General features: G+C 61.6%; 12 protein-coding genes. 6 read left to right on the top strand and 6 right to left on the bottom strand.

Features of this window, described 5'->3' with window-relative positions; translation table 11 throughout:
• Positions 1 to 4 precede the first annotated feature (4 nt).
• The 4 genes from RLO07_RS05330 to RLO07_RS05315 form a co-directional block, all read right to left on the bottom strand.
• A complete protein-coding gene (locus RLO07_RS05330) occupies positions 5 to 2,335 on the bottom strand; it encodes an endonuclease/exonuclease/phosphatase family protein (protein ID WP_462291093.1) in 2,331 nt (776 codons plus the stop codon).
• A 162-nt stretch (positions 2,336 to 2,497) separates the two neighbouring features.
• Positions 2,498 to 3,787 carry a glycosyltransferase gene (locus tag RLO07_RS05325; RefSeq protein ID WP_462291092.1) on the bottom strand — a complete coding sequence of 430 codons (1,290 nt, stop codon included), beginning with the start codon at positions 3,785 to 3,787 and terminating at the stop codon, positions 2,498 to 2,500.
• Positions 3,784 to 6,036, bottom strand: a complete 2,253-nt coding sequence (locus tag RLO07_RS05320) for a hypothetical protein (protein ID WP_462291091.1) — start codon at positions 6,034 to 6,036, stop codon at positions 3,784 to 3,786. Before RLO07_RS05320 ends, RLO07_RS05325 begins: the two co-directional genes overlap by 4 nt.
• On the bottom strand, positions 6,033 to 6,803 hold the full coding sequence (locus RLO07_RS05315; protein WP_462291090.1) for a TVP38/TMEM64 family protein: 771 nt from the start codon (positions 6,801 to 6,803) through the stop codon (positions 6,033 to 6,035). The genes RLO07_RS05320 and RLO07_RS05315 overlap by 4 nt, the downstream gene beginning before the upstream one ends.
• A 298-nt stretch (positions 6,804 to 7,101) precedes the next feature.
• On the opposite strand from RLO07_RS05315, the gene RLO07_RS05310 reads away from it, so the two are divergent.
• Positions 7,102 to 7,725 carry a hypothetical protein gene (locus RLO07_RS05310; RefSeq protein WP_462291089.1) on the top strand — a complete coding sequence of 208 codons (624 nt, stop codon included), beginning with the start codon at positions 7,102 to 7,104 and terminating at the stop codon, positions 7,723 to 7,725.
• A 144-nt stretch (positions 7,726 to 7,869) separates the two neighbouring features.
• Positions 7,870 to 9,915 (top strand): protein-L-isoaspartate(D-aspartate) O-methyltransferase, encoded by a 2,046-nt coding sequence (locus RLO07_RS05305; protein WP_462291088.1) that lies wholly within the window; start codon positions 7,870 to 7,872, stop codon positions 9,913 to 9,915.
• Positions 9,916 to 10,082: 167 nt separating this feature from the next.
• On the opposite strand, the gene RLO07_RS05300 is transcribed toward RLO07_RS05305, so the two are convergent.
• Positions 10,083 to 10,250 (bottom strand): hypothetical protein, encoded by a 168-nt coding sequence (locus RLO07_RS05300; protein ID WP_462291087.1) that lies wholly within the window; start codon positions 10,248 to 10,250, stop codon positions 10,083 to 10,085.
• Positions 10,251 to 10,300: 50 nt separating this feature from the next.
• On the opposite strand from RLO07_RS05300, the gene RLO07_RS05295 reads away from it, so the two are divergent.
• The 4 genes from RLO07_RS05295 (at position 10,301) to RLO07_RS05280 (ending at position 11,656) form a co-directional block, all read left to right on the top strand.
• A complete protein-coding gene (locus RLO07_RS05295) occupies positions 10,301 to 10,564 on the top strand; it encodes a MauE/DoxX family redox-associated membrane protein (RefSeq protein ID WP_462291086.1) in 264 nt (87 codons plus the stop codon).
• Between the two features lie 27 nt (positions 10,565 to 10,591).
• Positions 10,592 to 11,092, top strand: coding sequence for an exopolysaccharide biosynthesis protein (locus RLO07_RS05290; RefSeq protein ID WP_462291085.1), 501 nt, complete (start codon positions 10,592 to 10,594; stop codon positions 11,090 to 11,092).
• Between the two features lie 42 nt (positions 11,093 to 11,134).
• Entirely contained in the window at positions 11,135 to 11,356 is a 222-nt protein-coding gene (locus RLO07_RS05285) for a DUF3185 family protein (RefSeq protein WP_462291084.1), read from the top strand.
• A gap of 135 nt (positions 11,357 to 11,491) precedes the next feature.
• The gene (locus tag RLO07_RS05280) at positions 11,492 to 11,656 is read left to right on the top strand and encodes a hypothetical protein (RefSeq protein ID WP_462291083.1); all 165 of its coding nucleotides are present in this window, start codon (positions 11,492 to 11,494) and stop codon (positions 11,654 to 11,656) included.
• Between the two features lie 353 nt (positions 11,657 to 12,009).
• Here RLO07_RS05280 and RLO07_RS05275 read toward each other — a convergent pair whose 3' ends face one another.
• Positions 12,010 to 20,544, bottom strand: a complete 8,535-nt coding sequence (locus RLO07_RS05275) for a GH36-type glycosyl hydrolase domain-containing protein (protein WP_462291082.1) — start codon at positions 20,542 to 20,544, stop codon at positions 12,010 to 12,012.
• Between the last annotated feature and the right edge of the window lie 24 nt (positions 20,545 to 20,568).

Below are 20,568 nucleotides of genomic sequence, written 5' to 3'. Positions count from 1 at the left end.
ATATTCAACGCCGATCTGCCCAAACGGTCCCGGACACCTTTGCATGGTGCGGTCGCGAAGGCGGTTCGATCTCGAGGGTCACCAGCAGGGGCAGATGGTCCGAAGCCACGCGCGCCAGGTGCGAATCAGGGATCTCGATGCCCCTGACGCGGATCCCGGAATCGACAAACACATGGTCGATGCGGGCGGCGGGAAAGCGACTGGAAAAGGTATTCTTCGGGCGATGGGCATCCAGTTGTACCTGTGCATCCTCGAGACGCTGACACAGCCGCTGGCACACGCGTGAAGATGGAGTCGCATTCAGGTCGCCACACAGAATCACCGGTGCCTGGCAGCGGGGATCCCCAAGCCAGTCTTCGCCAAGCAATGCCTCAATCTGGCGCATGCGTTCGCGCGGCGACAGACCCAGATGGGTATTGAGCACCTGGACCTCGGTACCGCCGAACTCCACCGTAACCCACAGTGCACCTCGTGGTTCGCGCCGGGATCCGGGCCGGAAACCCGGTAGCGAGCCGGTCCGGATCAGGCGCATCGGCAGATGACTGAGTATGGCGTCGCCGTACTGTTCCTCCTCGAGATGTATGGCCGGATGAAAATGGTGCTCCATTTCCAGGTAGCGGGCAATCGCCTGCGCCTGGTCTTCGCCACCCGTACGGGCGCGACCGACATCAAGTTCCTGCAGTGCCACCACATCGGGATTGGCACGGGCAATTACCCGGGCGATTCGCCTGGCCGAGAGCTTCCCGTCCAGACCGACACAGCTGTGAACGTTCCAGGTCATCACCCGCAATTGCCTGGTCCCGGCGGGACGTCCGCGCCGGAACCTTCGCGGCATAGTCGGCGGCCTGCGGCCGAGGTACCTCAGTGCGGCCTCGCGCAGGTCGGCGGGGCGCAGATAATCGCGCCGTACCCGCGGCAGAGCAGTATCGGCCGGCAGCAGGCAGAAGGCACCGGTTTCGCCGGGCGTGGTACCGCCGTGGGACCCGTTCTCCATGGCGAACGTGACCGGCTCTGCGCCCTGGCGCCAGCCGAGCACGACCAACTCCCCTGCATCCGGGTGCAGGCACAACGCCAGCAGGTCGTCGCGCAATTCCTCCAGATGCGGGTGCTCCGCGCCAACCAGCGCGGCGGTATCGGCCGGCAGGCCGAATTCACCCTCGGTGGTGCGAGCCCACAAATCACCCTGCCCGTCGCGGGTAATGGCAACGGGCACGCCGTGGGTCGCGACCAGCTCCCGCGCCAGGAATGCGCGCTCTTGCGCGGCCAGGATGCGCGGTGAATACACGAAACCGACAGGACCAAGCGCTGCCACCTGCAGCCGCTCTTCAGCGGGAGAATCCGTCTCGACACCGAACACGGCAAACAGGCGCTGGAACCGGCGTCCGCCCAGGAACCGCACCCGTTGGGTCTGTACGCTTTCAGACGGACTCCCGCCAGCGACTTCCGGTTGTGCGCCCAGCGCGGCGAACGCACGCTCAACCGCCTCCCCGAACTGGTAGCCCTGCAGACTAAAATAGGAACGGGCCGGATGTTGGCCGTGGTCGGAATAGATCCAGACCTCGTAATGGCGCAGCGGAGCGCGGTGTGCCGCCCGCCAGAGACGCCCGATCGCATCATCGATTCCCTTCAGCGTCCAGTGGGCAAATGCGGATTCCGGCCCACGCCGATGCGCCTGCTCGTCGTAGCCGAGCAGGTTGATATGAATGATCGGCAGGCCACGGTTGAGATCGATCTTGCCACCGATCACGCAGAGCTCGCGCATGAGGATACAGATCGCAACGCGTGTGGGCACGAACTTCAGCTCGCGCAGAAAATCCCTGCCGTTGGACAGGCCGCGTATGAAATCGACCAGTGCGAGCCCGGTTTCAAGCAACAGCAGCACAATGATGCGCAGCACGCTATAGAGGTGACTGACCAGCAACAGGAGCGTTGCGCCGGGTCTCGCACCACGCAGACCCGGCCCCCAGCCCAGCGACGTCGGACAGAAATGCGCCTCCTCTGCGCCGCCGGTGAAATTGTCGGCATAGGCGCTGCCACCCGCGAGCAACCCCTCTCCCATCTGCCGCAGCCGCGCTTCCACCCGCTCCGCCGCGCCTGGCTCGTACATCCGCACGATCCGCTGCTGCTCGCGGTCACGAAACGAAAACCCCGGGACCGCGGTCCTGACACCGTAGAACAGCTCTGCCTGTACCGCAGGTGTTCCCGAAGGCAGGCCCGAATACAGCGGCTGCACCTGGTAATGCTCGCGCTCTATCAACCGCTTGAGAAAGGGCATCTCACCCTGCGCGAGTGCACGCTCGAGCTGAGCTTCCGATAACCCGTCAACCTGGACCATGAGCAATCCCGGCCGCATCCCATGACCGATTGACTCCGGCAAACGCAACATGCGAGTCAGCCAATAACTGCGGCTGAACCGGCGGCGAAGACCGCGCATGAATACCTCGATACGGCTGATCATGCCGTGCGTCGTGGTAACAGAATGGAAGGCATCAGCCGCTCAGTCGAGCTTGTCACCGTCGGTCGCTCCCTCGCTCAGCGCACCTTCACCCGCGGTGGCGAGGCTCCTGATAATGTCCCACTCGGCCCTGATCCGGGCCAGGACGTTATCCCAGCCCGACTCCTCCCGGTGCTCATGTCCCACTGGTGTTGCCAGCAGGCGCTCATAGCAGGCGAGCGCCGTATCCGCCGAACGCGGCATCGACCAGGCATCGGCTGTTTCCAGTGCCGCGCGGTTCAATGCCGCGCGCTCCGGCTCCGGTAGCGATGCCACCCATGCCAACGCCGCAGTGAATTCAGCCTCATCCGCTGTCATCAGCAGACGGCCATTACTGCCGTCGGCAACCACTTCCCGGACCCCGCTCGCGTCGAGCGCTACCACTGGCAACCCGGCGGCCATCGCCTCGGTCAGTACCATGCCCTGGGTTTCGCTCATGGAAGCGAAAGCGAATACATCCATCGCCGCAAGCGCATCGGCAAGCTGTTCATGTTGCAACACCCCGTGCAGCAACAGTCGATCGTCGACACCGGCGGCAGCGAAAATCTCCCGGATCGACGCCTCGGATGGGCCGGCTCCCACGACCAGAAATTGCGCGTCGGGAGCTGACTGCAGGTACGCGGCGACCGACCGTGCCAGAAATTCGAGATTTTTTTCCGGCGCCAGCCGACCCAGGTGACCCACGACAAACACATCGTCCGGAATACCGTTTTGCCGCCGGAAGCGGGAGCCATCGCCATGGCTGAAGCGCTCTGGCTGCACGCCGGTCGGAACCACCAGGACCGGCGCGGTGACACCGCGCTCGACCAACAGCTCGCGAACGCTTTCACTGGGCGCGAACACCTGATCGCAAAGATTCGCGTATTGGGTTGCCAGCTCGATAACGAACCGCCTCAGTACCGGCGAATCGCCCGGCACGTAGTGGGTATATTGTTCGTACAGTGTGTGATGGGTGAACACCAGGGGCAGGCCGCGCTGTCGGGCGACACGTAACGCAGTCGTCCCCAGCAGGAACGGATGCTGTGAGTGGATGATGTCTGGCTCGAAGCTGTCAAGTCGCCCAGACAGTATCATCGGTACTGGTAACGCTACCGAAAAATCACTGGTATTGAAATTCTGTATCGCCGGTATCCGGACCACGCCAATTTCGTGTTCAGGCGTATCATGAAACTCCGGCGCGACGACCAGTACCTGGTGGCCACGGCGGCGATACTCTTCGGTGAATGCCTCAACGGAGCGTGCGACGCCGCCGACATGGGGAGTAAAGGTATTGGTAAACAGCACGATGTTCACGTGTCGGTGGCCTCGCTTGAAAGGGTCAGGGAGGTGGTGCCGGGGTCGATAGTGCGTGGCGCATGACCAGGCAGCCGCAGCTCGATGATGGGTTCTCCACTGCGCCAGTTTCCGTGCCACTCCACCTTCACCTGCCCTGCGGCACAGGGAGTGACGACAACCGAGACCGGGCCAAATGTGGTGGGAGCCGGACCGAACGAGATCGGACGCTCGTGCCTGAGCCAGCGACTGGGGATTCCGGCACAGAGAACCAGCCGCTCACCCTCCTCGCGCACGAACAGATGCCGCACCATCAGCACCCATTCGGCCGAGGCCCATACATGGTGGCCATCACCCATACAACCGCCCATCGTCCGCGGGTGCACCGCTTCCGGCCACTGGCCCGTGGTTGAGGCCATTGCCGCTACCGCATCCATCAGGTCCAGATACCGTGGATCGTCCGCGCGCAGCAGGATCTGCGCGACATGCAAGGTCAGGTAGGCGTTGAGCCCCGAGTGGATCATATCCTGGAAAAATGCGCCGTCGATAAAGCAGCTGGACAACAGGAAGTTGACCGTATCGAGCAGTCGGGGATCGTCGGGCCTGCAGTCCTGCAACGGATAGCCCACCGCGAGCGAGCCGATCGCGCCCGCATCAAGGCGGCGGTATGGAGACGCCGGCATGCCGGGACGGCGCAGGCGCCGCGCACAGCTTTCCAGGCTGCGATCAATCGCGCTGGCGAAGTCGTCCGCCTGCGCGGCGAAATCGTCGCCTTTGCCGGCGGCACTATCGCGCAGCAGCAGATGCGCGGCCCTCAAACCCGTCACACCCCAGAAATCGTCCCAGAAGTAATAGTCGTTGGGGCCCAGGTGCTCCGCACTGAATCCCGCTGGCAACAGGCCCGCGTGCGGCGCGTCGATGTCCGCGCTGACCCGTTTACGCGTGATCCAGCGCGCCGCGCGCTTGATCGGGCCTTCCCATTTCGCCCCCAGCCGCTTGCCGGTCAGCTGTTCGTAGCGCAGCAGTATCCACAAGACCTCGCCGTTGGCGTCCCACTCGCCCTCCTGGGACCGGAAGTAGCCGAGCGGAGTTTGCCGGTCCGGAAACCGGTCCAGGGCGCGCGCTGCCCTGTGTTCCAGCCCAACGCACAACATTGCATGGATCAGGAATGCAGCATCGCGAAACCAGAAGCGCTTGTACGTATAGGGGCCTGGATAGACGTCACCGGGCGAATGCAGCACCAGCGAAGTGACAGCAGCATCATAGAGAAACTGGTAGCGCGGCTCGGGACACTCAAGCCTGCAGGTCTGTGCCCGTTCCGTGCGCCAGGTTTCGTCTGAAAGCGTGTCTGAGCGATTTCCCGGCAGTGGCACGCTGACCGTGATCCTGCGCTGGCCACCGGCCCCGATCGGGAACATCGCCGCCGTGGTGACCATGCCGACCTTGCAACGGCCCTCGCTGTTCTCCTGCTGGTCATTGAGATGGATAAACACATCGCCACGATGGTAATCGGATACGTGATGTCGCTCTGCCGGTTCGCTGAATTGCACCCGTTGCGCATCGTCCACCAGCCAGCTTTTGCGGTCCTGCGCAAGATTCACCTTGTGCACGAAACTGACCCCTTCCGGATTGCAGGGGCGGAGTGCCAGCACCAGCCAGCCCGCGCTATCGCTGTCGGCGGTCGCTGTCATGGTGCATATCGCTCTGCCATCTTCGACCCGTACTTCGGCCCGACTTTGCAATGAGAGACCGCCCTGATTGCTGCGGGTGATCACCGCGACTCCTGGATCCAGTTCCTGATACTGCTCCACGCTGCGGGCGCGGGACGGCAGCAATCTACGGCCATCTTCAGTCACAATCCAGGTGTCGAGCGACCAGCCGTCAAGCAGCGGCGTCAACAGTCCGCGTGGGTCGACAATAGGCAGCTCTTCCCAGTCCGGCTGGCCAATCGCGGTCCAGTTCCGGTGAGTGAGATTGATGTGCGAGATCGAGAACGAACGGGGAATGAAAGATTCGTCTTTCGGGTCGAACTGACGCTCGATCCAGTAGGGCCAGACCCAATCCAGATTGTGTTGTATCACCTTGGTATTGATCAATCCGCGGGCGTGGAACACAAGCCCCGCACGCAACAATTCAATGGGCTCACCGACCTCGGAAGGCTGCGCCAACTGCCGCATACGCGCCATCAGTTCGATCGGATCCAGAAAACCCTGGCTACGTGCGGCCCGGCGAATAATAAACTGCCAGGGCAACCATCTCATCAAGTTCATTTTACCTCTCTGTCGATCTGGCTGGGATGAGTGCTGCCGTCCTCGGCGGCGTAGTGCGCGAGAGCGCGCTGCGCCAGACGGTTGAAATACACCACCGCAACCACGGTGGCGAGAAAACCGAAGCCGTAGAGCGCCCACTCCACCGGGGTGCGGCCCAGTTCACGCTGGGTCAGCGCGGTAAGGTCCCCGACGATAGAGCCAAGATAGACGTTGTGCACCGAGAACGGGATGAAACCGAGAAATGAACCCAGCAGGTAGCCACGGAATCGAAACGTCGTCAGCCCGAAAAAATAATTGGCTACCTTGCTCGGAAAAAACGGGATCAGCCGGGTCAGCAGGACCACCTTCCACCCGTGTTGCGCCATCTCCGCATTGATGACCCGCAAGCGCTCATGTTCGACAATGAAGCGCTTTGCACGGCTGCCGAGCAGATGACGTGAGATCAGGAATGCAATCGCCGCACCGAGCGTGGTACCGACCACGACCAGGACCGAGCCCTCCACCACCCCGAATACAAACCCGGCACCCATCGTTAAAAAAATCCCGGGCAACAGCAGGAACACCGCCGCGGCCATGATCAGAACGAACAACACGGCGGCCCAGGCACCCTGTTGCTCCACCCATGCCAGTACATCCAGCAGTTTTTCATGCAGGTTGAAATAAACCAGGACACCCAGCAGAACAGCGACAAAAGCGATACTTGCCGTGAGGGCCCAGAAGGGTGACTGGAATGGTTGTGAACGTCTGGCGCCGCCGTATTCGCCCATATCTCCCTGCATCGGTCAATACACAGTCTTCAGTTCCGGGAAGCGGGGCAGCACTGCTGATCGGTAAGCGATGATGCCCGCCAATAGAGCCACTGTAGCATCTTGATACTACTACATGCAGAACGAAACAGCCTGGCAAAGCGGGCAGGTGACTGTGGTCGCGGCGACACGCCCCAGTCTGGAGCCGACTGGCCGAAGCGAAGTTGAACTTGAAAAAATCCGGCTCCGGCCCAATGCTGTAAAGACAGGCAGAGAGTACTAGCGAATCCGTCGAAGCCGCCCAGGGAGGATGATTGCCGTGTCAATTCGTTTTGTTCACCGCGGAACGCGCTCCGCAAGCAGGTTGGCATGGGGGCTGATACCGCTTGCGATCATCATCGGCGTACTGCTGCTGCTACGACCACCGGCCAGTGATCCCGGCGCGACCGCTACCCAACTCGAAACCCGAGCCGGCGCAACATTGCTCGCGGTCAATGCTGCCGGGACCGCGGCGCCTGCGGCCCCGGGGTTTGTACCACCGGCCCCGGCGCGACGGGACCAGGTACTGCAGCGGCTGAGTCAGTTCCGGGCCGATTACAAACAGCTGGCACCGGCGATGACAGTGGGCTACCCGCCGGATTCGCCGGACAGCGCAAAGCTGGCAGAGGAGCTCACCCGGGCGTTGTCCCAGTACGGGCTGGATCGCGGCGCTGTCACCGCCGAACCAATACCGGGCGACGGCGGTGGGAACTGGAGCGCACCGATGGTTGTCCATACCGCCAAGGGTAACGAAGAAGCAGTCCGTCGGCTGCTGGAGGCGCTCGCGCCCTATTTTTCCGCGCAGGTGCTGCTGGTGTTCGACGACACTCGAATCAACGAATTGACACTGCGTATCAGGGCGACGCCAGCATTTACCGAAGACGGCCTTGCTGTCTTCCAGTAGCCTCGGGGTGTCCTGCTGCCGGGCACGGATTGCAGAGCCTGGAATTCTCGACTAGCTTTAACAGGCCACGCACGGCGCCGCCCCGCCTGACATCGGCGTTGACCGTGTACTTGAGAAGGAGACAGCGATAGTTGGGCTTCTGCCATGAATGACAGCGAGCAGGAAGATACCGATCTTGCCGCCAAACGCGAATGGATGGTCGAGCACCAGATCGTGCGGCGCGGAATCAGGGACCCGCGCCTGCTTGAGGCAATGCGCCGGGTACCCCGCGAGGAATTTATCCCTGCTGACTTGCGGGAGTTCGCCTACGAGGACAGGCCGCTGCCTATCGCCAGCGGCCAGACGATTTCCCAGCCTTATATCGTGGCACTGATGCTGGAAGCACTGGATCTCGATGCGTCCGACCGGGTGCTTGATGTCGGCACCGGATCCGGCTACGCAGCGGCCTTGCTCGCCGAAATGGTGGCGGACGTCTATAGCATCGAACGGGTAGCAGGGCTCGCTGACAGCAGCCGCCGACTGCTGGAAAAACTGGGCTACCGCAACATCATGGTGATTCACGGGGATGGCTCTGTGGGATGGCCACAGGCCCAGCCCTACAACGGTATCGTGGTGGCGGCCGGCGGTCCGCACGCACCCGAAGCGCTGAAACAGCAGTTGCAAGTCGGTGGCCACCTGGTCATCCCCGTCGGGGAGTCGGGATCTCAGGGGCTGATGCGGATCACGCGCATCGCTGAAGACAAATTCGATCAGGAACAGCTCAGCAGAGTGCGTTTCGTCCCGTTGATCGGGAAAGCCGGCTGGGACGAACATGGGCGTCATGCGAGCACCTCCGACCATCCGGATGATGCACGCGATGGTGGCAGCATGGGCGCGAGGGGCAAGAAGAACCGTCAGCGCGATACCATCGAGTTGCTGGCCGACATAGCGGAGCCCATTGGCAGCGACAGCAAACTCGACAGCCTGCTCGAGCGCATCGGCGACTCCCGCGTGGTACTGATCGGGGAAGCAAGTCACGGCACGTCTGAATTTTACCGGTTTCGTGCACGCATCACCCGGCAATTGATCGAGCGCAAGGGCTTCAATATCGTCGCCACCGAATCGGACTGGCCGGATGCCGCACGCGTGGATCATTACGTGCGCGAATTAACGACGCCGCCGTCGGAATGGCGCGCCTTCGCCCGCTTCCCGGCCTGGATGTGGCGCAACACCGATGTTCAGGAATTCGTCGACTGGCTGCGGCGCCACAATGCCGGCATTCCCACAGTGGATGCGCGAGTCGGATTTTACGGGCTGGACCTTTACAGCATGTACACCTCGATAGAGGAGGTGCTCAGCTATCTCGATTCCATCGATTCCGAAGCCGCCGCCGAAGCGCGCCAGCGTTACAGCTGCCTGATGCCCTGGGAAAAGGATCCCGCCACCTATGGCCGCGCGGTCACCTCCGGACGCCACCGGGAATGCCAGCGCGAAGTCGTCGATATCCTGACTGCATTGATGGAACGCCAGCTGGAGTATTCCGCCCACGACGGCGACAGTTTTCTCAATGCGGTACAGAATGCGCGCCTCGTCGCCAATGCGGAAGAGTACTACCGCAGCCTCTACGATGGCTACGCCGATTCCTGGAACCTGCGCGATACCCACATGTTCGATACCCTGACCTCGCTGCTGGAATATCGCGGGGACAGCGGCAAGATCGTGGTCTGGGAGCACAACTCACATATCGGCGATGCCGCCGCGACAGACATGAGTGCGCGCGGCCAGCACAACGTGGGCCAGCTTTGTCGGCAGGCCTTTGGCGACGATGCCTACCTGATCGGCATGGGCACCCATACCGGGACCGTTGCCGCCGCCAACGACTGGGGGAGACCGATGAAGGTGATGAACGTGACGCCGTCATTGGCGGGGAGTTGGGAGCGCTTGTTTCACGATACCGGGATCCCGGCTTTCATCGCTCCGGTACGCCATCACGCGCCCCGTGAACTGCATCGGCGGCTCGTCGAAGAGCGGCCCGAGCGTGCCATCGGCGTCATCTACCGTCCCCGTACGGAGCGGGCGAGTCACTATTTCCACGCCCGGCTGGGAGACCAATTCGACGAATATGTCTGGTTCGACGAAACCACTGCCGTCACGCCTCTGGGAGAACGGGAACTGGAGGGGGCGCCGGATACCTACCCGTTCGGGCTGTAAGTCAACCATTTCGGGAACGGTGCTCGATCATGGCAGACGCCGACACCCTCCCTGTTCCGGAATACAACGCCGCAAATCTTCATCAATGGCGACCGTATCGGCGGCTATGAGGAATTGAAGGTCCATTTCGGCAAAAAGAGCGCGGCACAGGACGAAGACGCTCCCAGCTACCAGCCGGTCATCGCCGTCTTCACCATGGCACTATTTTTGGCGCTGGCCACCAGCTTCGCCGCCTTTGGTACGCCCTTCACGGTTCGCGGCGTGGAATGGTTTATCGCCATCTCCATCTCTATACTGGCGATCCTGAAGCTGCAGGATCTCTCCAGCTTCTCCAACCAGTTTCTCCAACCAGTTTCTGGGCTACGACCTCCTGGCCCAGCGCGAAGTGCGCTATGCCTACATCTACCCCTTCGCCGAGGCCCTGGCGGGTATCCTGATGATCGCCGGCGCCCTTATCTGGATCGCCGCTCCGGTAGCGCTGGTCATCGGCACGATAGGCGCAGTCTCCGTCTTCAAAGCCGTCTATATCGACAAGCGCGAACTGAAATGCGCCTGCGTCGGCGGCGACAGCAACGTCCCGCTTGGGTTCATATCGCTGACGGAAAACCTGATGATGGTCGCGATGGCAATCTGGATGGTGCTGAAATAGCATTCCCGCGTCCAGACAGTCCGCCTGATGGGCAACGCTGAACAAGGCCAGGATTTTACCAATCTTGAGCAAATGATTGATCAAATCGTCTCGGCCAGCCGGAGTAAAGGACAGGTGCTAGTGGACGACATTATGAACATGGTCGGTCGGCGGTCATTCGGGCCGCTGTTGCTGATGGCCGGCCTGCTGACGCTGGCGCCAATCATCGGTGACATTCCGGGTACGCCCACGGTCATCGGCATATTCGTGTTTTTGCTGGCGCTACAATTACTGCTGGGACGCGACTATTTCTGGCTCCCACACAGGCTAAGGCCGGAGATTTGTCTTGTCCGTTCGGTAGCGCAGTGTACTCGAAGTTCGCCAGATTCTTTTGCGCTGTGTTCGGTAGCGCACCAACGCAGTGCCCCTGCAATGGTACAAAAGCGCTTCAGTAACAGCAGAAGGACGCAGATCATGAACTCTATCATCTGGATTGTAGGTGCAGTCGTCATTGTCGTGTTCATCCTGGGGCTTTTGGGCCTGCGCTAAACCGCGCGAGATCCTCATCCTGCACGGCGTCCGCGACTGGAGGTGACATTGTCGAGTAATAGAATTCTTGCTCTTGTGATGCTTGTAGTGGGCTTGATCCTGCTTTTCTTTGCCTACCAGTCATCCCAGAGCCTGGGCGATCAGGTGACCGAGGCCGTTACTGGTCGCTTCACCGACTCCACCACCTGGTTCCTGCTCCTCGGCGCTGCCGCTACGGCCGCCGGCGTCGGGCTACTGCTGTTCGGTAAATCCGGCGGCAGATAAAGCGGGAATTCGCAACGTCCCGCTGGCTAACAGTCGCCGGTGAGCAATGCGGTTGCATTTGTGTACGCTAGCGCACAGATATACCTGCGACAAGCCTCCATGATGGGCGCCAAACTTACCAGGAGTTAAAGCACCATGAAACTCAACGCAACTATCTTCACCGCACTGCTCGCAGCTACTCTCATGATCACCCTGCCTGGCTGCGACAATCAAGGCCCCATGGAAGAGGCTGGTGAGGCAATAGACGACAGCATCGAAGAAACGGGTGACGCCATCGAAGATGCGACTGATCGCGACTGAGCCTGCCTTGGGGGGCGGCTAACTGCCGCCACCCCGCCGCACCAGGATCGCATCTGCGAGAAAGTCGCTGGCAGACCACCTTCAAGTATCTCGTCCAGCCCCGCAACTCCCAGGGAAATTCGCCCCGAACTACCATCAGCCACGGTGGAGACCGGGCTCGATTCGTTTTCGGGTCTTTTGCATTCACCTACCAGAAAACTGGTTGTCTGCCAGTGGTCATCTGCATGCACTCAGCAGGCAGCCGCCGTGATCGCGTATTACAGCGTACAGCCTACACTGCTGGAGCCATCTCGCCAGGATACGAATGCCGGGATGCCATTTGCTCGGTTCTCCTTCACGGTCTTCCAGGAGTTTTAACCAAGGTACACCTCGACAGTGTGATCCTGGCGGTCATCAACAAGCGGAATGCGGCTGTCAGGCAGCTCGCTACCGTCCAAGATGATCCGGCTTACCGCCCCTGATGTTTCACCGCTGCACCTGACGGTGATGTGGTAGACGGTTTCGCGAAAACGGTAGTGGATCGTATAAACATCCCAGGCGGCCGGAACCCGGGGAGCGATTCGCAGATGATCGACTTCCAGGTGCAGGCCCAGTAGTGTTTCCACGGTCAAGCGGTACATCCAGCCAGCCGCTCCCGTGTACCAGGTCCAGCCGCCACGGCCAGTGTGGGGTTCGACGCCATAGATGTCTGCGCACATGACGTAGGGCTCCACCTTGTAACGTTGAATGGATTCGGGGGTACTGCCGTGGTTAACGGGATTGAGCATGGCGAAAAGCTCCCACGCACGTTCGGTGTCACCCAGCATCGCAAACGCCATCGTGGCCCAGATCGCGGCATGCGTATATTGACCCCCATTCTCGCGCACGCCGGGGATGTAACCCTTGATGTAACCGGGCTCCAGGTCTGATTTGTCAAAGGGCGGGTCGAGGAGCTGGATGATGCGTTTGTCGCGCCGCACCAGGCGCCGGTCCACTGCAGCCATCGCCTGACGGGCACGCAATGTGTCGCCCGCGTTGGAGATGACCGCCCAACTCTGGCTGATTGAATCGATCTGGCATTCATCGTTACTGGCCGAACCCAGCGGTGTGCCATCGTCGAACCAGGCGCGACGATACCAGGCGCCATCCCAGGCCTTCGCCTCAATGTTGCTGTGCAGTTGTGCCGCCTGGGCACTGCATGATCTGGCGAATTCAAGGTCGCCACGGTCGCGCGCCAGGCCGGCAAAGAGCTCAAGATTTTCCACCAGGAACCAGGCCAGCCAGACACTTTCACCGCGGCCTTCCTTGCCGACCAGGTTCATGCCGTCGTTCCAGTCGCCGCAGCCCATCAGCGGCAATTGATGGGCACCGAAACGCAGACCGTGCTTCAGGGCACGCAGACAGTGCTCATACAGACTCGCCGCTTCCGCCGAGCGTTGCGGCTGGTCGTAGTAGGCCTCTTCCTCCGCATACAGCTCACGCCCTTCCAGAAAATGAATGGGCTCATCAAGCACCCCGGTATCACCCGTCGCCAGGACATAGCGGCAGGTGGCATAGGGCAACCACAGGTAATCGTCGGAAAAGTGGGTACGCACGCCCTGACCGCTCGGTGGGTGCCACCAGTGCTGCACATCGCCCTTGAGAAACTGGCGACCAGCGTGGCGGAGCAACTGCTCGCGGACCAGCCACGGCGTCGTGTGGATCAGCGCCATGCTGTCTTGCAATTGATCGCGGAACCCGTAGGCGCCTCCGGACTGATAGTAGCCGCTGCGACCCCACAGCCTGCATGACATGGTCTGGTAGACCAGCCAGCCGTTGGCCAGCACGTTCAGGGCGGGATCGGGCGTGTCCACCTGGACCGCGCCCAGCGTCCGGTTCCAGTGCTCCCAGACTGTTTCGAGTGTCTGTCGCGCGCCCGCACGCCCGCCATACTGCTGGATGAAATGCCTTGCCTCGTCAGTGTTGCTGGCGGCACCGAAAACGAACACGATCTCGCGCTCTTCACCGGCGTCGAGTTCGACTCGGGCCTGGATCGCGGCACACGGGTCGAGGCCGGCCCCGGTCCTGCCCGACAGGCGCTTCCTGCGCATCGCAGCCGGACTGGTGAGCGAGCCATTGCGGCCAATGAACTCGGTACGACTACCGCTCATCGACCGCTCGCGCTCGCTGACGTGGGCGAACACCACCCGGTTGGCGCATTCGCGACCGTAGGCATTGCGGGCAAACAGCGCGCCACTGTGCGGATCGACTTCGGTGACAATATGCATCAGGTTGGCGTGACGCCACTCCCCGAGCACCAACTCCCAGTAACCGGTGAGCGACAGACTGCGTGCACGCTGTGACTGGTTCCGTAGTTTTACCACCAGGAACTTAACCGATGCGTCCATGGCAACATAGGTGTAGAGTTCCGAGTCGATCTCGGCCTCATGGTGTTCGAAAACGCTGTAGCCGAAGCCGTGCCGACAGACGTAGCCGGAGTCGCCGCGGGCAGGCAGGGGAGTCGGTGACCAGAACGCGCCGGTTGCTTCGTCACGGATGTAGAGAGCCTCACCGCTGCTGTCCGCAATCGGGTCGTTATGCCAGGGGGTCAGGCGGAATTCGTGCGCGTTTTCAACCCAGGTGTAGGTGCTGCCGCTCTCGCTGACGACGGTGCCGATATGCGGGCTGGCGATCACGTTGACCCAGGGCGCCGGCGTGGTTTGTCCGGGTTCGAGCATGACGACATACTCGTGACCGTCAGGCGTGAAACCTCCGACACCGTTGCTGAAGACCAGATCACGGGGCATCAGCGGAGCAACGGGTTCGAAGACAGCCTGCTGTGAAGACTCCAGAAGGTCCGATACCCGTTCTTGAGATACGCGACGATCCACCTGCTCAATCAGTGTTTCAGCGGTGTCGCTGAAGACAATGCGGGCAACCGTCTGCAAAAGCACGCGTTCATCCTCGGAAAGCTCTTCGGCACGGCGCACGAAGATGCCGCCCGGTTTGTCGATCACCTGTGCTTCGGATCCCATATTGATCAATCCCACGATCCGGTCCTGAAGCTCCGCCCGATAGCCGGAGAAATCCTGGTTGACGATCACCAGGTCTGCGGCCAGACCCTTCATGCGCCAATAGGCGTGCGCCTGCAGCACCTGCTTCACCAGATCGATACGCTTGAGATCACCGATCTGAAGCAGGACGATGGGCAAGTCTCCGGAGATGGCAAAGCGCCACAATCCGGACTGACCCAGCTGGTTGCGGGCGATGATCTCCGGCGCGGCACGGCGCAGGCCATTGCCGTAAATGACCGAGTTGGCCAGGCGGCCAAAAACCTGGGCATCGGCCTCGGTGGCGTTGAGGTGACGCAGCACCTCCTGGCTCTGGAACCAGGCCATCTCGAATGCGCGCTCGACGAAGTGGCGGTCGCAGTACTTCTCCAGCAGGGCCAGTGCAGCTTCGCGTGTGTCCGCGACCCCGGAAATGATCTGCACACTCGCTGACTCGTCAGGCAACAAGGTAAGCGTGCTGCGAATCGCCACGCAAGGATCGAGTACCGACCCCTGCGTATTCGACAGCGCCAAGGAGTGAGCTTCGCTGTCCAGCACCAGGGGATTGGCGGCGGTGCGACCGCGCCCGAGGAAGCGGGCGCGGTCGGTCTCGTAGGACGGTTCGTCCGCAACCGCGCCCGGTGCGGCGAGCAGGTGGAACATCCACGGTACCTGTTCCCCCGGTGTACGCGGGCGTCGGGTACAGAGAATTGCCTGCTGCCCGGGCAGAATCTCGGTCTGTACGAAGAGATTGCTGAATGATCGATGTGCAAGGTCGGCGCTCAACGGCGCCAGCACCACTTCCGCGTAGCTCGTCACTTCGATATGGCGGGTACGCGAAGACTGGTTGGTGAGCTTGACGCGACGGATCTCGACATCGTCTTCCGGGGACACGCTGATCTCGGTATGCGCCTCGATCGCGTGGTCGCGGCGCCGGTATTCCGCGTGTGCCTGGACAAAAATCGCCTCGTAGTAATCTGCCGGACGCAGGGTCGGCTGGTGCGCCGTCGACCAGTACTTGCCGTTGTCGCGGTCGCGCAGGTAGATAAAGGTGCCCCAGTTATCCGAGGTGGCGTCCTCACGCCAGCGGGTGACGGCAAGGTCACGCCAGCGGCTGTAACTGCCACCTGCATGGGTCGCCATGACATGATAGCGACCATTCGACAACAGGTGGACTTCGGGGAGGCGCGTGGCGGGATCCGTGAACACGCGCATTGTCGCGCCGGCTTCCGCGCTGGGCGGGTGAGCGGCTGCGGTGACCTCGGCCGCGTGCGGATGCAGGGTGTCACCCTTCTTCGGCACCCGCTCCTGCAACAGCAACTCGGTTGCCCGTGCCTGCGGATCGGACATGAAGCGCCGCTGCATCGGTTGCTCGAACAGTACATGTGCAAAGGCCAGCAGACTCATGCCCTGGTGGTGCGCCATGAAGGTCTGCACGATGGCATGTTGCTTGCCCCGCGGTACGCGCGAGGGCGTGTAGTCGATTGCCTCGTAGAAGCCATAGGCGCCGAGGAATCCCTGCCCGGCCAGCACCTCCAGGTTGCGGCAGGCTTCCCGCGGCATCACTGTCAGCGCAAGCGCGCTGGCGTAGGGCGCGATTACAAGGTCGTCACCCAGTCCCCGCTTGAAACCGAGGCCGGGCACGCCGAATGCACGGTACTGGTAAACCTGGTTGGCATCAGTGGCATTGTAGCAGGATTCGGATATTCCCCAGGGTACTGCGCGCTGCCGGCCGTATTCCATTTGCCGCGAGACGGCGGCCTTGCACGTCTGCTCCAACAGCGTATTTGCATAGCTGGGCATCATGAGCTGCGGCATGAGATACTCAAACATCGAGCCGCTCCATGAAATCAGGCTGACGTCGCCACCGTGACTGGTCAGCAGGCGCCCGAGCGCAAACCAGTGCTTCTGTGGTACCTGCCCCTGCGCGACAAGCAGGAAACTCGCCAGGCGTGCTTCTGATGCCAGCAGGTCGTAACAGGCTGAATCGCGGCGCCGTTCGCCGACGTCGTAGCCAATGGAAAGCAGGTCACTGCCGCCATCGTAAAGAAATTCAAAATCCATTTCCGCCAGAACACGGCAACGATTGATCAGGTTGTCGACGGTATCGAGCTGTATTTGAGCAACTTCGCTCTGTGTGCCTGCCAGCTCCACCCGGCTCGGGAGCGTACTACCCTGCCACAACTCCGGCTGCAGCGATGCAAATTCGTCGCGCAGCGCACAAAATTGCTGATCAAATGCCCGTGTCCAGTAAACCAGCTCGCTGGCGGATTCGATATCCACCGGCAGCCAGGCAGACAACGTACCGCCTGAGTGCTGTATCTGGTCCAGCGCGCTGACGGCGGCAGCCAGAGTCTGCGGCGAACCTTCGAACGTAAGCGCGCGCAGGGTATCCTGCAGCACGCGAATTCTTTCCGCCAGTTCTGGCGCTGCTGCACTTCGCGCCTCCCCGGCCAGTACCTGCAGAGTGTCCTGCAGGCCTTGTAGCGCACTCGGTGACAGGACCGGCTGGTGTTTAAGCTCGGCCAGGCCCGCCTGCAGAGTGAGCAGGCTGCCGGCAAGGTTACCGCTATCCACCGCCGAGATGTATCGCGGGTGAAGCGGTTGCAACGTGCGGGTGTCGTACCAGTTGAAGCAATGGCCGCGATAGCGCTCCAGCTTCTCCATCGCGGCTAGCGTATTGCCGATACGGTGCAGACACCCCCCGGCAGTGAGATAACCAAAATCCACCGCCGCCAGATCAGCCAGTAGCGACATGCCGATGTTGGTAGGGGAGGTACGCGAGGCGATGGCCGCGGCCGGCCAGGCCTGGAAATTGTCGGGCGGCAGCCAGTTGTCATCCGCGCCGACGAAATCCTCGAAGTAGCGCCAGGTACGGCGAGCCGCGGTCCGCAGGAAGACTTGTTCTTCAGCATTCAAGGCCGGCGTGGGTGCGACCAGCGGCCGGCTGATCCACCAACCGACAACAGGCGCCAGCAGCCATAGCAACAGGATGGGCCCAGCAAACAGCCACACGCCAGGCTGGCTCCCGGCTACAATCAAGGCCAGGCCCAGCCCTGTCGCGAGAAGCGGAGCGAGCCACATCTCCCGGAGAAAATCAGTCAGCGATCTGGCCGCGTTGCGGCGCGCGTAGCTGGGTAATTGCCACAGCAACAGGCCTCTCCGCGTAAACGGCATGCGCGCAGCGGAACACACAATAGCGCCCAGGGCAATCCGGCTGTCATAGGGCAGAAAAACCAGGTTCAGGATGGCGAGCGCCAGCGGACGGCCCGCGGATTTTCCGGTCATGCTCAGGTGGGCCAGCCAGTCACGCTCGTCGGGTTTCCTGATCAGCTCAACCACTGTGGACAACAGAGTGGGCAGGAACACTATCGCCAGGACCACCAGAGTCCACACCCAAGCCACGCCCGAGTTCCAAAGCCACCCTCCAGCCAGCAGGACGACCAGCGCCGGCGGCACCAGGCTACGTCGCAGATTGTCGAAAATCTTCCATAGCGACAGGGCTGACAACGGATTCGCCTGCCGCTGCGGCCTGGCGCCATCCATGCCAGGAGGGCCCGGGACGCGCGGCAGTAGCCAGCCGGCCAGCTGCCAGTCACCGCGGATCCAGCGGTGGCGACGGCTCGCCTCTATGACAATACTGGCCGGGTGCTCCTCGATAAGATCGACGTCAGTCACCAGCGCCGAACGCGCGTAGCCACTTTCAAGCAGGTCGTGACTGAGGATGAGGTTCTCCGGAAAACGCCTCTCGACAGCCTGACGAAATGCATCGACGTCGTAGATACCCTTGCCGATGAACGAACCTTCCCCAAACAAATCCTGGTAAACATCCGAGACCTCGCGCGTGTAGGGGTCGAGACCTGCGTCACCCGCGAACAGTCTGGTAAAGCGCGACTGGCCGGCACTGGTCAGGCTGATCGAAGCGCGGGGCTGCAGGATCGCATAGCCTTCAACGATGCGACCCCGGGCGGCGTCGTAGACTGGCCGGTTGAGCGGATGCGCCAGGTTACCAACCATGGCGCGTGCCGCGTCGCGCGGGAGCTGGGTATCAGCGTCAAGGGTAATGACAAACTGGATCGAGCCGAAAATGGATTGATCGCCTACGATCTCTGAGAAGGCCGTATGCGCACCGCCGCGAAGCCGGGCGTTGAACTGCTCGAGCTTGCCACGCTTGCGCTCGTAGCCCATCCACACGCGCTCAACCGGATTCCACATCCGTGGGCGGTGCAATAGATAGAAGACGCAAGGGCGGTCGTCCTGGTAAGTTTTGTTGAGCGCCTCGACAGCGGCGCGTGCGTGGGCAAGCAAGGCGCCGTCATCCGGCAGGGTTTGCTCTGGAGCGTCAACAAAATCCGACAGCAGGGCAAAGTACAGATTCGGATCGCGATTACCGAGATAACGTATCTCAAGGGCATCGACCAGATCATCAATCTCCGACCGACTGCCCAGCAAGCAGGGAACGATAACCATGCTGCGGTGAACCTCGGGAATACCCTCGGCAAAGTCCAGGCGTGGCAATGCTCGTGGCGGTATGAGCAGCGTGATCGCCATGTTTTCCAGAGCCCCCCCCAGCGCCGAAGCGCCAATCAGGGCGACAATCGCAAAAAACCAGTACCGCCAGTCATGCACCACGAAGCCACCGAGCGCATATAGCAGACTCGCCGTCGTGAGCAGCGTCAGCACCAGGATGGTGCCAAGATACACGGGCAGGCGAACATGCCGGCCCACCCGTTTCAGGCGGTTTGTCACTGTCAGACGGCAGCCGACCGCCCGCTCCAGACGCCGGCGCCCCCGATCGATCAGGTAGTACCCGACATGCGCGCTACGGTGGCCCTGGCCCGATTGCGCGGCAGCTGCCTGTGCGAGAACAATAGCTTCGCGTGCCACTGCCATCTCGCTACACGTGCTGATCCTGGCCATGTCCTCGATGACATGCCGGTAGCGGTCGCGGGTAGGGAAATCCTGGCGAGGGTGTTTACCTGACGGATCTTCACGCAAGATCTTTTCAACCACGCTGAGCGACTCGACGAACTGCTTCCAGTCCATGCTGCCGATGAAGCGCAGGCTGCCGATGCTGTTGGCAATGGAGATCTGATTGGCCGCGGCTGTACGCCCGGCCACCTCCGACAGCTCCGTGGCAGTTACACCCTGCTCATGCAATTTCTGTTCGACCCAGGCCTGCACAAAGGCCATGGCCGGCCCCTGGGCCTGCAGCCGGTCGTAAAATTCCTCTACAAAGGGTGCAGTGAGCGGAACATCGGCATGGGCAAACTCGGCCAGCAACTGGATCAATTGCTTCGGATCGTTTTCGGCCGCGACGAGCATGCGGTCAGCCCAGGTAATGGCCACATCGCGCTCTTCGCGCCTTTGCGCGATGCGCACACCCACCCGGCGCAGGTTTTCCAGCAGCGCCAGCTGCAGCATGATGGGAAACGCCCACAATTCGCCCAGCTTCAAGGGTTCAATGGTCTGAAAGGCGGCGACGAATTGGGTCACGTTATCGCTGTCGACCCGACCGTCCATGTGGGAAATCAGCTCCAGCGCCAGGTCGTAAATACGGGGGAACCCAGCCAAGTGACCAGTAGCCAGACGTGGCAACTGCCGGCTGTAGCCGCGCGGGAGATGTCGACGCGCCTGGCCAATCTGTTGCTCGATCAGATAGAAATTGTCGAGCAGCCAGGCTTCGGTCGGTACGATCCGCTGGCCCGGCGCAGCGGCTGCCGTGACGACATCGTAGGCCGCAAGCAGAACCCGTGCGTTGTCCGCCAGCCGCGGCAGCAATCTGTCCGCGCCCGGGTGCGGGTTGATTCTATACCGACCTGCCAGGTTGACCGCGTGACGCTTGAGTTGCTCAATACTGAACAACTCCGCACGCAACAAATCGGTATTCCGGGGGTGGTCTTG

It is taken from the genome of Haliea sp. (assembly GCF_040221975.1).
Lineage (GTDB): Bacteria > Pseudomonadota > Gammaproteobacteria > Pseudomonadales > Halieaceae > Haliea.
The sequence above is the reverse complement of the archived record's forward strand: the minus strand, read 5'-3'. Positions and strand labels throughout refer to the sequence as shown.

Coding starts and splice junctions, on each gene's coding strand:
- RLO07_RS05330 (WP_462291093.1), bottom strand. CDS start 2,335: ATGGTCCAGGTTGACGGGTTATCGGAAGCTCAGCTCGAGCGTGCACTC.
- RLO07_RS05320 (WP_462291091.1), bottom strand. CDS start 6,036: ATGAACTTGATGAGATGGTTGCCCTGGCAGTTTATTATTCGCCGGGCC.
- RLO07_RS05315 (WP_462291090.1), bottom strand. CDS start 6,803: ATGGGCGAATACGGCGGCGCCAGACGTTCACAACCATTCCAGTCACCC.
- RLO07_RS05305 (WP_462291088.1), top strand. CDS start 7,870: ATGAATGACAGCGAGCAGGAAGATACCGATCTTGCCGCCAAACGCGAA.
- RLO07_RS05290 (WP_462291085.1), top strand. CDS start 10,592: ATGGGCAACGCTGAACAAGGCCAGGATTTTACCAATCTTGAGCAAATG.
- RLO07_RS05280 (WP_462291083.1), top strand. CDS start 11,492: ATGAAACTCAACGCAACTATCTTCACCGCACTGCTCGCAGCTACTCTC.